Annotated in this window: 15 protein-coding genes; 6 read left to right on the top strand and 9 right to left on the bottom strand. The window is 63.4% G+C overall.

The window, feature by feature from the left end; genetic code table 11:
• Positions 1-5: 5 nt before the first annotated feature.
• A complete protein-coding gene (locus IYY11_RS14710; protein WP_196404520.1) occupies positions 6-317 on the bottom strand; it encodes a plasmid stabilization protein in 312 nt (103 codons plus the stop codon).
• A gap of 96 nt (positions 318-413) precedes the next feature.
• Positions 414-1,739, bottom strand: a complete 1,326-nt coding sequence (locus IYY11_RS14715; RefSeq protein ID WP_196404521.1) for a dihydroorotase — start codon at positions 1,737-1,739, stop codon at positions 414-416.
• 104 nt (positions 1,740-1,843) lie between these two features.
• Here IYY11_RS14715 and IYY11_RS14720 point away from each other — a divergent pair, with 104 nt between their 5' ends.
• The gene (locus IYY11_RS14720; protein ID WP_196404522.1) at positions 1,844-2,671 is read left to right on the top strand and encodes a folate-binding protein YgfZ; all 828 of its coding nucleotides are present in this window, start codon (positions 1,844-1,846) and stop codon (positions 2,669-2,671) included.
• Positions 2,672-2,717: 46 nt separating this feature from the next.
• On the opposite strand, the gene IYY11_RS14725 is transcribed toward IYY11_RS14720, so the two are convergent.
• The 6 genes from IYY11_RS14725 to IYY11_RS14750 form a co-directional block, all read right to left on the bottom strand.
• A complete protein-coding gene (locus IYY11_RS14725) occupies positions 2,718-3,308 on the bottom strand; it encodes a hypothetical protein (protein ID WP_246719995.1) in 591 nt (196 codons plus the stop codon).
• Positions 3,309-3,514: 206 nt separating this feature from the next.
• Positions 3,515-4,288: a bacterial ammonia monooxygenase, subunit AmoC gene (gene amoC, locus IYY11_RS14730; RefSeq protein WP_196404524.1), complete on the bottom strand. Its 774-nt coding sequence runs from the start codon at positions 4,286-4,288 to the stop codon at positions 3,515-3,517.
• Positions 4,289-4,500: 212 nt separating this feature from the next.
• Positions 4,501-5,475 (bottom strand): GlxA family transcriptional regulator, encoded by a 975-nt coding sequence (locus tag IYY11_RS14735; RefSeq protein WP_196404525.1) that lies wholly within the window; start codon positions 5,473-5,475, stop codon positions 4,501-4,503.
• Between the two features lie 47 nt (positions 5,476-5,522).
• Complete coding sequence (locus IYY11_RS14740) at positions 5,523-5,855, bottom strand: putative quinol monooxygenase (protein WP_196404526.1); 333 nt, start codon at positions 5,853-5,855, stop codon at positions 5,523-5,525.
• Between the two features lie 4 nt (positions 5,856-5,859).
• Complete coding sequence (locus IYY11_RS14745; protein WP_196404527.1) at positions 5,860-6,138, bottom strand: hypothetical protein; 279 nt, start codon at positions 6,136-6,138, stop codon at positions 5,860-5,862.
• Positions 6,139-6,469: 331 nt separating this feature from the next.
• Positions 6,470-6,631 (bottom strand): hypothetical protein, encoded by a 162-nt coding sequence (locus IYY11_RS14750; protein WP_196404528.1) that lies wholly within the window; start codon positions 6,629-6,631, stop codon positions 6,470-6,472.
• A 329-nt stretch (positions 6,632-6,960) separates the two neighbouring features.
• On the opposite strand from IYY11_RS14750, the gene mch reads away from it, so the two are divergent.
• The 5 genes from mch (at position 6,961) to fae (IYY11_RS14775) (ending at position 11,267) form a co-directional block, all read left to right on the top strand.
• Complete coding sequence (gene mch, locus IYY11_RS14755) at positions 6,961-7,941, top strand: methenyltetrahydromethanopterin cyclohydrolase (RefSeq protein WP_196404529.1); 981 nt, start codon at positions 6,961-6,963, stop codon at positions 7,939-7,941.
• A 15-nt stretch (positions 7,942-7,956) separates the two neighbouring features.
• Positions 7,957-8,916 (top strand): RimK family alpha-L-glutamate ligase, encoded by a 960-nt coding sequence (locus IYY11_RS14760; protein WP_312029732.1) that lies wholly within the window; start codon positions 7,957-7,959, stop codon positions 8,914-8,916.
• A 1-nt stretch (position 8,917) separates the two neighbouring features.
• The gene (locus IYY11_RS14765; RefSeq protein ID WP_196404530.1) at positions 8,918-9,793 is read left to right on the top strand and encodes a triphosphoribosyl-dephospho-CoA synthase; all 876 of its coding nucleotides are present in this window, start codon (positions 8,918-8,920) and stop codon (positions 9,791-9,793) included.
• 137 nt (positions 9,794-9,930) lie between these two features.
• Positions 9,931-10,440, top strand: coding sequence for a formaldehyde-activating enzyme (gene fae / locus IYY11_RS14770; protein ID WP_018406101.1), 510 nt, complete (start codon positions 9,931-9,933; stop codon positions 10,438-10,440).
• A 257-nt stretch (positions 10,441-10,697) separates the two neighbouring features.
• A complete protein-coding gene (gene fae / locus IYY11_RS14775) occupies positions 10,698-11,267 on the top strand; it encodes a formaldehyde-activating enzyme (RefSeq protein ID WP_246719997.1) in 570 nt (189 codons plus the stop codon).
• Here fae (IYY11_RS14775) and IYY11_RS14780 read toward each other — a convergent pair.
• The gene (locus IYY11_RS14780; protein ID WP_196404531.1) at positions 11,236-12,006 is read right to left on the bottom strand and encodes a HisA/HisF-related TIM barrel protein; all 771 of its coding nucleotides are present in this window, start codon (positions 12,004-12,006) and stop codon (positions 11,236-11,238) included. The two genes, fae (IYY11_RS14775) and IYY11_RS14780, sit on opposite strands and share 32 nt — an antisense overlap.
• Between the last annotated feature and the right edge of the window lie 19 nt (positions 12,007-12,025).

Consider the following 12,025-nt stretch of genomic DNA (forward strand, 5'->3'; position numbering starts at 1 on the left):
TGGCGCTAGCTGGCGCGCTGTTCGTTGCGTTTGCGCGTTGCGGCGGCCTTCTTGGCGGAAGCCGAGCGTTCTGCAGCGGGACGCGATGCGGAGGCTTCACCGCCGATCTTGCCGCCCTTGTGCGCCGCCGGATGGCCCGTCTTGGCGCCGCGGCCGGATCCCGATTTCTTGCCGCCGCCATCGTCCTTGTTGACGGTCGCCCAGGCGCGGCGCTCGGCGTCCTTCTCGGGCACGCCGCGCTTCGCGTAGCCTTCCTCGATGTGCTCGGCCTTGCGTTTTTGCTTGTCGGTATAGGCCGACTTGTCTCCCTGCGGCATGGCTCATCTCCTTTTGCGCGCAATTGGGAATGAGCGACTAACCGCGCGCGAGGCCGCAATGTTCCGGGCGTGCGCGCAAACTTTGCCAAAGGAGGATTAGAGAGCGTTCCAGAAGCGCATCGGCGCGCCGCAGGAAGGCGTTACGAGTTCGCCTTCCCACATGATTTTGGCGCCGCGCACAAACGTGCCGACCGGCCAGCCGACGACTTCTTTGCCGTCATAGGGCGTCCAGCCGACGCGCGAGGCGATCCAGGAATTGCGGATGGTCTCGCGCCGCTTCATGTCGACAATGGTGAGATCGGCGTCATAGCCGACCGCCACACGTCCCTTGCCGGCGATGCCGAAAAGCCGCGCCGGACCGGCGCTGGTCAGGTCGACGAAGCGCTGCAGGGACAATCGGCCGGCGTTGACGTGATCGAGCAGCAGAGGAACGAGCGTCTGCACGCCTGTCATCCCCGAGGGGCTAGTGGGATAAGGCTTGGCCTTCTCTTCGAGCGTATGCGGCGCATGATCGGAGCCGAGCACGTCGACGACGCCTTGCGCGACGCCGCGCCAGAGCGCTTCGCGGTGACGCGCCTCGCGCACCGGCGGGTTCATCTGCGCCAGCGTGCCGATCCGCGCATAATCGCTCGCGTCCATCGTCAAATGATGCGGAGTCACTTCGACGCTGGCGATGTCCTTATGCTCGGCGAGCAGCGCGATCTCTTCTTCGGTCGTGACGTGCAGCACGTGCACGAGCGCGCCCTTCTCGCGCGCGATGTTCATGAGCCGACGCGTCGAGCGCACCGCCGTCTCGACGTCGCGCCAGACCGGATGCGACGACGGATCGCCGGCGATGCGCAGGGACTTGCGCAGATTCAACCGGTCTTCGTCTTCGCTGTGAAAGGCGGCGCGCCGGCGCGTATGCGAGAGCACGTCCGCGATGCCGGCGTCGTCGGCGATGAGCAGCGAGCCGGTCGAGGAGCCCATGAAGACTTTGATCCCGGCCGCGCCGGGAAGCCGCTCCAATTCGCCGAGGTCACGGGCGTTCTCATGCGTGCCGCCGACCCAGAAGGCGAAATCGCAATGCATGCGCCCGCTCGCGCGCGCCACCTTGTCGGCAAGCGCCGCTTCGTCCGTCGTCAGCGGATTGGTGTTGGGCATCTCGAAGACGCCGACGACGCCGCCCAGAACCGCGCCGCGCGATCCCGATTCAAGGTCTTCCTTATGCGGGGCGCCCGGCTCGCGGAAATGCACCTGCGTGTCGATGACGCCGGGCAGAATATGCAGGCCGCGACAGTCGATCGTCTCACCGGCCGAGGCGCGAGACAGATCGCCGATTTCGGCGATCTTGCCGCCACGAAGGCCGACGTCGCGCGCGCCCTCGCCGTCCTGATTGACGAGCGCGCCGCCGGAGAGGATGACGTCGAAGATCTGCGGCATGAGTGGCGCCTCGCTTGCGATGTCGTCGCCGGATGGAGTTTTGTTGCTAATGCGCCAAAGGCGCGCGAGACTCAAGCAGCTGGCGGCGGAGGCGGAAGAGACACATGACCACGGCGATCCTGCTCGATGACCGCGCCATCATCGAGGTAGCGGGCGAAGATGCGGGCAAGTTCCTGCATAATCTAGTGACCAACGACGTCGCCGCGCTCAAGGCGGACGAGGCGCGCTACGCCGCGCTGCTGACGCCCCAAGGCAAAATTTTGTTCGATTTTCTGGTCTTTGCCACGGGCGAAGGACGCTACCTGCTCGACTGTCCGCTCGACCTTGCCGCCGATCTCGAAAAACGTCTGAACATCTACAAGCTGCGTTCGAAAGTGACGGTGACGAACCGCAGCGGCGAACTCGACGCGATCGCCTTTCCCGATGAGACGGAGGCGCCCAAGGTCGAGGCCGTCGCCATCGCCGCCGATCCGCGCGGCCCGCTTGGATTCCGCGCCATCGCAGAACCAGGCAAGATACCGACGGAGGACGGGCGGCGCGCCTACGAGGCCCGGCGCATTCATGCCGGCGTGCCGCTCGGCGGCGTCGATTTCGACTATGGCGCAACCTTTCCACACGAGGCCAATATGGATCTCCTCGCCGGGATCGATTTCAAGAAGGGCTGTTTTGTCGGCCAGGAGGTCGTGTCGCGGATGAAGCATCGCGGACTGGTGCGCAAGCGGATCGCGAAATATCGCGCGCAAGGCGACGCGCCCGGGCCGGGCGAAGCGATACGCGCCGGCGACGTTGAAATCGGCGTCACAGGCTCGCGACAAGACGGAGAAGGTCTCGCCATGATCCGTCTCGACCGTCTTGGCGACGCCCTGGCCGCTGGCGCGACGCCCGTGGCGGCGGGGGCGAACTTGTCCTTCGAGGAGCCAGGCGCAGCGTAGACTTGGCCGTGCGGACCGTCGCCACGAAGGCGAGAACGCGCCGCTCTTACGTGTTGCGCAGCCTTCTCTTTTGCGACGCTCGCTTGCCGAAGGCGTTCGCATACCATCCCGCGCCCAAAGCGAGCGCGACGGTGGTGGCGACGGCGACAGCGGTCCAGGCGCGCAGAAACTCTTCGCCGACCGAGAAGAAGAAACGGGCGTTGTATTCCTTGCGGCCGTCCGGGCTCCGCGCTCGCACCAGAGCGACGTAATCTCCCTGTTTCTTGAAGTCGTGTTCGAGCTGGATCACTCCTGTCCGGAACTGGGCGGGAGGGAGATAGGCCTCGTTCGGCGCGACGCCATCTTCCCCTTTCGGGTCCGCTTCGACGATCCGGATCTCCACCATCATATCGCGCAATTCGTCCTGCATCGTGTCGACCACGATGGTCGTCGATCCGGTTTCGGGAACGTCCTCGCAGAACTGATCTCGCGATTGCGTCGGCTGATAGAAGCTGAAGGTGATGACGTTAGGGCCCATCTGGGCCGAGCATTCCCGAACTTTCTGGAACGCCTTGGCGGAATCCCTGCGCACCGCTTGCGCGTCCGCGCGGGCGATCAAGCCGATCGCCGCGATGAGAATCAATAGGGGCCTCATCATGAGCATGTCTCCACTCGCCTTCCGGCGCCGCGTCTCTAGATTCGAGAATGCCGTAATTTTTGGCCTGACGTCCATCGCCTCCCGACGCCGAAGCGACGAGAGGCGACGAAGTGAGGTCGATCCTGGGAGTTTTTGCTCATTCCTCCCACGCCGCGCCGTCGTTCGTCTGGAGGTCCGACAGCGGCGCGGCGCGCGAATCTTGAGCCTTACGCGCCCGTCAGCAGTTCGACGCCTTCCTTGCCGATGACGCGATGAATGTTCAGCAATAGCTGGACGACAACGCCAAACACGCCGAGCGCCATCCAGCCGAAGAACACAAAGCCCCAATGCAGCGGCGCAACGAACAGCTCTTCCATGAACCAGAACGTGTGGCCCCACTCATTCAGGCCGACGTTGGGGATGATCATGAAGGGTCCGATCGAGACGATCAGATAGGCCACCGAATAGCCCTTCGAGAAGTAGGGAATCCGTGTCTTGGCATGGAAAAAGCAGCCGATCGCCATGATCGAGTAGATCGGGTAGCTCATGTAGAACTCGATGATGTGCGACGGGGTGAAGTCCGTGTCGCGAATCACCGTCATGTGCCAGGTGCCGTCCTGCTCGGTGAAGAAGGACGCGCCCCAATAGATCGCCGCCGCATAGACCACGAGCCACGCGGCATTATCAACGATGGCCTTCATTTCCTGCCGCGGCGTGACGGTCGACATGTCGCGAACGCGCGTCTTCCATAGCCAGCCGGCGAGGCCGACGCCCGAGATGAGTTCAAGCGGAATTTCGGTCCACAAGATGCTCATCCAGTAGGTTTGGAACTCTGGCGCGAATGAATCCAGCCCGGCCCGCCAGCCGTAAATCTGCTCATAAATGCGCACGACGAGGTAGAAGCCGTTGAGCACCGCAAGCCCGATCCACATTCCCTTCAATTCGACGATCGGCTCGGCGCGATCGATCGCGCCTGCTGCCGATTGAGTGGTTACGCTCATTTTTCTCTCCTTCAGTTCGACCGAAAAATGACGATAATTTCTCGGCGGCCTTCAGGATTGCTCACAGAGCGGCGCAGCGCAGCGCGCCGGATTAGACATTGGTCGGGCTATATCGGACAGCGACAGCGCTGTTTCACAGGGAGGCTCCGACCTGGACGCAAGGCGGGCGCTTTGCAGTGATGCTGCGCCCGAGCGCTTAAGTGACGCGCCAATTATTTTTGGCGCGCTTGGACCCATCTTCGGTAGGCGCCTGGCGTCATACCTGAATATCGAGAGAACGCGCGACGAAAACTGGCTTCGTCAGCATAGCCAGCTCCCGCCGCCAACCGCTTCACGGTGTGCGCCGTCGTTTCGAGCAGGGTTCTCGCGGCTTCGAAACGAATGCGTTCGATGAAGCGCTTCGGCGTCTCGCCTGATGCGCGCTGGAGATAGCGGTGCAATGTTCGAACCGAAGTGCCGAGCGCATGCGCGAGACCTAGCACGGTCAACGGAGAGTCGCCCGCCTGCCGAATAATGTGTTCAGCCTTCAATAGAAACGGGTCTGACGCAGCCAAATGACCAAGTGGAATGTAGTTGAATTGCGTCGACGGGACAGTGTCGACGACCGTGAAGTCGGCGGCGACCTTGGCGGCGGAAGCGCCATAAAGCGAACGTATCACATGAAGACAAAGATCTATCCACGACAGAGGGCCTCCCGCCGTGACGACGCGGCTATCCTCGATCAGTGAAGCGCCCCATAGAGCGTCCGCGCGTGGATACCGATCTCTCAGTTCATCGTGTCGCCACCAAGTTGTCGTGCAGCGTCGACCATCGAGGAGACCCGCTTCGCCAAGCAAAAATACGCCGCTGCATGAGCCGCATACCAATGCGCCGAGCGCATGTTGGCGCCGCAACCATGCGGCCGCAGCGTCGATCGACGCTGTGCCGAGGAAGCGATCACCGTCGTCACAAAGGTAGCCAGGAACAATGACGGCGCTCGCTGGGATCGCTGTAATGCTGCTGTCCACTTCCAGTCGGCGACCGCTACTGTCCTGGACTGGCTGTCCATCGAAACTTGCGGTGGAGACGCTGATCGGCTCGCGATTTTCGTCCTTGGAAATCGTAAGCCAGCTTAACTTCAGCATGTCCACGGCGCCGATCAAACCGGCGCCTAGGCAGCCGTCGTAACCGAGGACGATAACTTCCATGGTCGAGCCCGTTGCAGCCCGAAGCTGCGCCAGCGGCCCGTCCCTCCTCAGCGGCAGTTACCGCGGACGAGTTCAGGGGCGGCCTGGAGTTTATCGGCGAGAACGTCTATCTTCTCGATTGACGGCGGTTTGGCAAGGAGCTCCGGCGCTTTCGCCATCAGCGCTTTCGCGACTTCGCCGGACAGATGCGCCTCGCGGCCCTCTTCGTCAGGAAAAGCGTCGAAGATGGCGAAGGTGGAGGGCCCCGTGCGAACCGCGAACCATGCGGTGGTGTCGGGTTCTGCCTCGACCAGCTCCAAAGCGCCGATGAGAAACTGCGCCAGCTGCATTTCTTTTCCGGGTTGCGCCTCCAGCATCACAAACAATCCAACCTTGGTCATCGCCTTACTCCCGCCGGTTGCGCGCCTCTTTGCCGCCCAAGCGCTTGTAGGCGACAAAAAACTCTCTAAGGGAAAAAGCCGTAATCAATCCCGCCGTCGCGAGACTGGCGGCGAGGAGAAAGCCGTTGCCGCCCACGCCCGCCGATTCATCGGCGACCGCATCGCTTGCGACGTAATAGGCGCATGCCCAGACGACGACGATCCAGATCAAGACGCCCGCCGCATACAAGGCGTCAACATTGATCCACTGGCTTCTGGCGTGTTGTTGTGACGCTTTGACCATCGCAACCTCCGCAGATGAATGACGGGAACTGGCGTGGCGCGATCCTGTGTTTCAACGCCTTTCGGCGCAGCACGCCAGTTCTGCCAAAAACGGTGCAGAATGCGCCACTGCGAACTCGGGTCAGGAGTTTGGGCCTATGCCGTTGATTTATTGGGAGATATTGTAAGCCCGGGAGAAGGCCTATGAGGATGGGAGCCTGTTCTATGGCGTCACTGCAATTCAGCGCAGTCAAAATTCCTTGATCCAACTCAAAGGCTTTGATGTCGTAGAGCCCAAAAAACGCAAAAAGCCCGCACTAAGCGGGCTTTCAAAGACCGACAAAGCGGCGGGATTAGCGAACCAAAGTATCGAGCGCGACATCCATGGCGCGGACGAGCGCCACATTGCCGAAGAGAATGACCGCAATGGCGATCACGACGTAGAGCACGTCGGTCAACGCAAGGTTTCCGGTCGTGCGCTCGGCGGCGTTCCGTTCAATCGGCTGCACGTCCATTTCGTCTTCCTTCAGCGTAAAAATATACCGTCCTGTCCAGCCTACACGCAAAACGCTCGTTTGATGTGCGGAAACACACAGGCGATGCTCAACGCTTCATCAGCCGATTGGTTGCCTTATTAAACCCACAAAGATTGAAATTTTGTGACATTCGACCTCAAACTTCATGGCCAAGCGGTTCGCGTCCTCGACAGCTGCGACGCGGCCCGGCTTTCGTTTCGGCGGAAAAGCTCTATAAGTTCAGGGCTCGAACCGGCTGCAGGCTTATGCTTAGAACGGCCGGGCAAGGGTGGATAGCGCCACAGAGCGAAAGAAGGGAAGGGCCACAAGTGAGCGGAAGCCTGAACATCAGCGGCCGTACGACGGAAAGCGTCAACGCTCTCGCGGGCGCGCTGGTCGACCGTCTCGTCGCCGGGGCGGCGAAATATCGGATCGCCGTCGAGCGCGGCAGTCTCGGCGAATTGCTGATCGACGCCGGCGCCAAGGTCCCGGGCGGCATTGAGGCCGGCCTGCTGCTGACCGAGATCTGCATGGGCGGACTTGGACGCGTCACCCTCTCCCACGCGCCGGCCGCGCCCAAATGGCCGTTCTGGCTGACCGTGACCAGCGCCGATCCCGTCGTCGCCTGCCTTGCGAGCCAATACGCCGGCTGGAGTCTGAGCCACGAGAAATTCTTCGCTCTCGGGTCGGGGCCAGGACGCGCCCAGGCGCGGGCCGAAAAACTCTTCGATGAACTGTCGTATCGCGATCTCGCCGACCGCGTCACCATCGTCCTCGAAAGCGGTTCGCCGCCGCCCAAGGAAGTCGTCGAAAAAGTCGCCGCGCGCTCAGGCGTGACGCCGGACAAAGTCGCCTTCATTTATGCGCCGACGCAGTCGCTCGCCGGCGGCGTCCAGGTGGTCGGCCGGGTGCTCGAAGTGGCGTTGCACAAGGCGCATGAGCTGCATTTTCCGCTCGACGACATTATCGACGGCGTCGCGACGGCGCCGCTCTCGCCGCCCCATCCCGACTTCGTGCAGGCGATGGGCCGCACCAATGACGCCATCATCTATGCCGGGCGCGCGCATCTTTTCGTGAAGGGCTCGGCCGCCGCCGCCAAGGAGCTCGCCGAAAAGTTGCCGAGCGACACCTCGCGCGACTATGGCCGGCCGTTCGCCGAAATCTTCAAGGCGTATAAGGGCGACTTCTATAAGATCGACGGCAGCCTGTTTTCGCCGGCAGAAGCGCTGGTGACGGCGGTCGAGACCGGCGAAACCTTCCGCGCCGGCGAGATCAATCTGGCGCTCCTGGATAAATCGTTTGGCGGGTGATCGCCGGGGCGTTTTGTGACTGCGTTCGACCTGCTCGATAGATCCGAACCCCTCGCGCCTCTCAGCGAGGAAAGAGGGCCGCCGCCGCGCGTGGCGGTCTTCACCGATAAGCTCGACTGGCATGTGATCCGCACGCTCCGCGCCTTCCGCAGGCAGGGGGCAGCGCCCGTCGCCGTGCGGCTCTCCGCCTGCAAGATCGAGACGGGCCGCGCCCACGGGCTTGTCATCCCCGGATTTCGCGACCTGCCAGATCTCGCCATCGTTCGCGCCATCGGCGATGGCTCGCTCGAAGCGATCACCATGCGGCTCGGCGTCCTGCACGCCCTGGAGGCGCTCGCCGTTCCGGTGCTCAACAGCGCGCGCGCGATCGAACGCTGCACTGATAAATCCATGGCGAGCTTTCTTCTGGCGCAGGCCGGACTGCCGACGCCGCAGACCTTTGCGGCGCAGACTCTCGCGCAGGCGCGCGCCATCGCGCGGCGCGAATGCGCCAAGGGCCCCCTCGTGATGAAGCCGCTTTTCGGGGCGCAGGGCTGGGGACTGCGGTTGATCGAAGACGAAAGCGATCTGCCGTCGCTTCAGGACGCGCGCGGGGTGTTTTATCTGCAGAGCTTCGTCGGCCCGGCGCGGCCCCCATTCGAAGACATGCGCATTCTCGTCTCAGGCGGCGAAATCATCGCCGCCATGCGCCGGCGCTCGAGCCATTGGATCACCAATGTGCGGCAAGGGGCGAAACCAGTCGCCGTCGAGCCCTCAGTGCGGGAGGCGGAGATCGCGCTCGCCGCCGCCGCGGCGCTCGGCGTCGACTTCGCCGGCGTCGACATCATCAATGATGAGCGCGGCGCGCCGCTTATTCTTGAAGTCAACAGCATGGCGGGCTGGAGCGGACTGCAGCGGGTGACGCCCTTCTCGATCGCCGACAGAGTCACTTCCGACGCGCTTGCGCAAATGACGCGCATGCGCCTTCGCGGCTGACGTGGCGAATTTCGCGGCCGACCCGCAAGCGATCGCGACCGGCTTTATCGCCGCCTGCGAAGCGGAGCTGCAGGCGCCAAAGCCCGGCAACGTCCATGTCTTCGCCGACGGCCATGGCATGACGACGGCGGATTTCCTCGCCAGCGCCGAGGCCGCCGCGCCCTTCATCGCAGCGGCGCAATCGAGCGTCGGGGGGCGCATCTCCGGGGCGATCGAGGCGACGCGGGCGCGCGTCGGGCAGAACACCAATCTCGGCATCGTGCTGCTCTGCGCGCCGCTGGCGCAAGCCGCCGCGACCGCGCAAAGCGCCGATCTGCGCCAGGAGACGGGGCGCGTGCTGCAGGCGCTCGACATCAACGACGCCGACGCCGCCTTTCGCGCCATCGCCCAAGCGCGGCCGGCGGGGCTTGGAGATGCGCCGCAGCACGACGTCCATGCGCCGGCGCAAACGACCCTCCTCGACGCGATGCGGGCCGCCGCCAACCGAGACCGCATCGCCTGGCAATACGCCAATGGCTTTGGTGATATTTTCGACCTTGGCCTTAAGACCCTCGCGGAGGCGCGCGCGCGAAGCGCCGATGCGCCGCTCGGAACGCTCGCCGTCTATGCGGCCTTTCTCGCCGCTTTTCCGGATAGCCATATTGCGCGCAAGCATGGCCTCGCCGCCGCCGAGGCGGTCCGCGGCGAGGCGGCGCCTTTTACAAAGAGTCTCAAGAGCGCCAAAGGCCGCGCGGCGGCGTTCGAACTGGCGTTGGACTTCGATCGCGCGCTGAAGCAGCGCGGGTTGAATCCCGGCACGAGCGCCGATCTGACCGTCGCGGTTCTTTTCGCCGATTATCTTGGGGCCATCTTGGCAAGGCCGCGCAAAAATGGTTGAGTCCGCCGCGCGCGGGATGGACTCGCGGCTATCTGACCACCGGTCGGATCGGGCTTTTTCGCTCGGCGCCGAAGAGGGGATAGAATCGCTCGGGGCCGAATGGCGCGCGCGATCAAGAGGAATTCTGGGAGGAACACATGGCTTTAATCAACAAAATGCTGGTCGGCGAGTCGCTGGTCGGCGACGGCAATGAAGTTGCGCATATCGACCTGATCATGGGTCCGCGCGGTTCGGCGGCCGAGCTCGCTTTCGCCAACGCGCTCGTCAACAACAAGGACGGCTTCACGACGCTGCTCGCGGTCGTCGCCCCGAACCTGCTGTGCAAGCCCAACACGATCCTGTTCAACAAGGTGACGATCAAGGGCGCCAAGCAGGCCGTGCAGATGTTCGGCCCGGCGCAGCATGGCGTCGCCAAGGCCGTTGCGGATTCGGTCGCCGAGGGCGTGATCCCGGTCGACGAAGCCGACGACATCTTCATTGCGGTCGGCGTGTTCATTCACTGGGACGCTTCGGACGACAAGAAGATCCAGGACTACAATTACACCGCCACGAAGGAAGCGATCGCGCGCGCCGTCAAGGGCGAGCCGAAGGCTTCGGAAGTCGTCGCCAAGCGCAACGAAGCCAAGCACCCCTTCGCGCCGAACTGAACCGCGCAGGAACATGCGCAGCGGGGAGCCGAACGCTCCCCGCCGCAGCGCTCGCAGCCGACCGACGCCGCTTAAACGGCCAAGCATCGACGCGGCAAAACGATGACGCCGCAGAGTTCTAAAGTCTGGCGCGCGGGGGCGGCCGCCAGCAGAAATTTCGTCTTCCCTGAGGGGAGACGCAACGAGCAATAGGGGCATTCCGCGCGCGCAAAGTCGAAGACGCCGCAGGGACGCGAACGCACCGGAAGGGATGGATTATGGCTTCGTTCTTTGAGAAAATACTGGGCGCGCTTTTTCCGAAGCCGTCATCCGGCTTCACGTCGAGCACCGGCAAGACCAGCGTCGGCGAATCGCTCGTCGGCGACGGCAATGAGGTCGCGCACATCGACCTGATCATGGGTCCGCGCGGCTCCGCCGCGGAGAAGGCCTTCGCCAATGGACTCGTCAACAACAAGGACGGCTTTACGACGCTGCTCGCGGTCGTCGCGCCGAACCTGTTGGTGAAGCCCTATACGATGATGTTCAACAAGGTGACCATCAAGAACGCCAAGCAGGCCGTTCAGATGTTCGGCCCGGCGCAATATGGCGTCGCCAAAGCGGTGGCCGACAGCCTCGCCGAGGGCGTCATTCCGATGAGCCAGGCGGACGATCTCTTCATTTGCGTCGGCGTGTTCATCCATTGGGACGCCAACGACGATCAGAAGATTCAGGACTTCAACTACACCGCGACGAAGGAAGCCATCGCCCGCGCGATGAAGGGCGATCCGAGCGCGCGCAACGTGTTGTCGGCCCGCGTCACCGCGAAGCATCCTTTCGCCGCCAACTGAGCTTTGGCGGTTCGCTTGACAAGGGAGCCTCAGGGCTCCCTTTTTTTTTGTGCGCCGACGTAAAACGGTCGAGGTCGGCGCGCGTCAGAGCGCCGTCGTGCAGCGCCGTCGCGACAAGCGCGCCGGCGGCGCCGATCGCCTCAAGCCGTTCAAGATCGTCCGCGCCGCGAACGCCGCCGGCGGCAAAGACGCGCCGATCTCCCGCACGCTCGATGATTTGCGAGACCCGCGCGAAGTCGGGACCCGCGCTGACGCCGACGCGCGTCAGCGTCATGACGATCACCTGATGCGGCCACAGCTTGGGGGATTCGTCGAGCGCATCGGGACCCAAAAAAACGTCGTCGCGAAAATCAAGCGACAGAACGACATTGGGCTCATGCTTGGCGGCATGCAGGGAGTCGCCGTCGCGCAAGGACTCGCTGCCGATCACACAATCGACGCGCGCTGCGCCGCGCCAGTCGCAGGACGCGGCGCCGGAGTCGACCATGAAGCGCAGCGCCGGGAAGCATTCGCTCAATGCGCCGATCTCGCGGCGGTTGTCGCCGCGACCCTCGATCGCGTCGAGATCGGCGATATAGATCTTCTCGAATGGATGAAGCGTCAGAAAACCGGCGACGACATCGGCCGGCGCGCTTGTCGCCGCAAGCGGCGTAGAGATTGGCTTGTAGCTGTCGCGGTCGCCGGCGCGGGCGCGCATGACCGCGCCGCTGCGAATATCGATGACGGGGATGATCTGCATGAGGCATTATAGCGCGTCG

The organism is Methylocystis sp. H62 (genome assembly GCF_015709515.1).
Lineage (GTDB): Bacteria > Pseudomonadota > Alphaproteobacteria > Rhizobiales > Beijerinckiaceae > Methylocystis.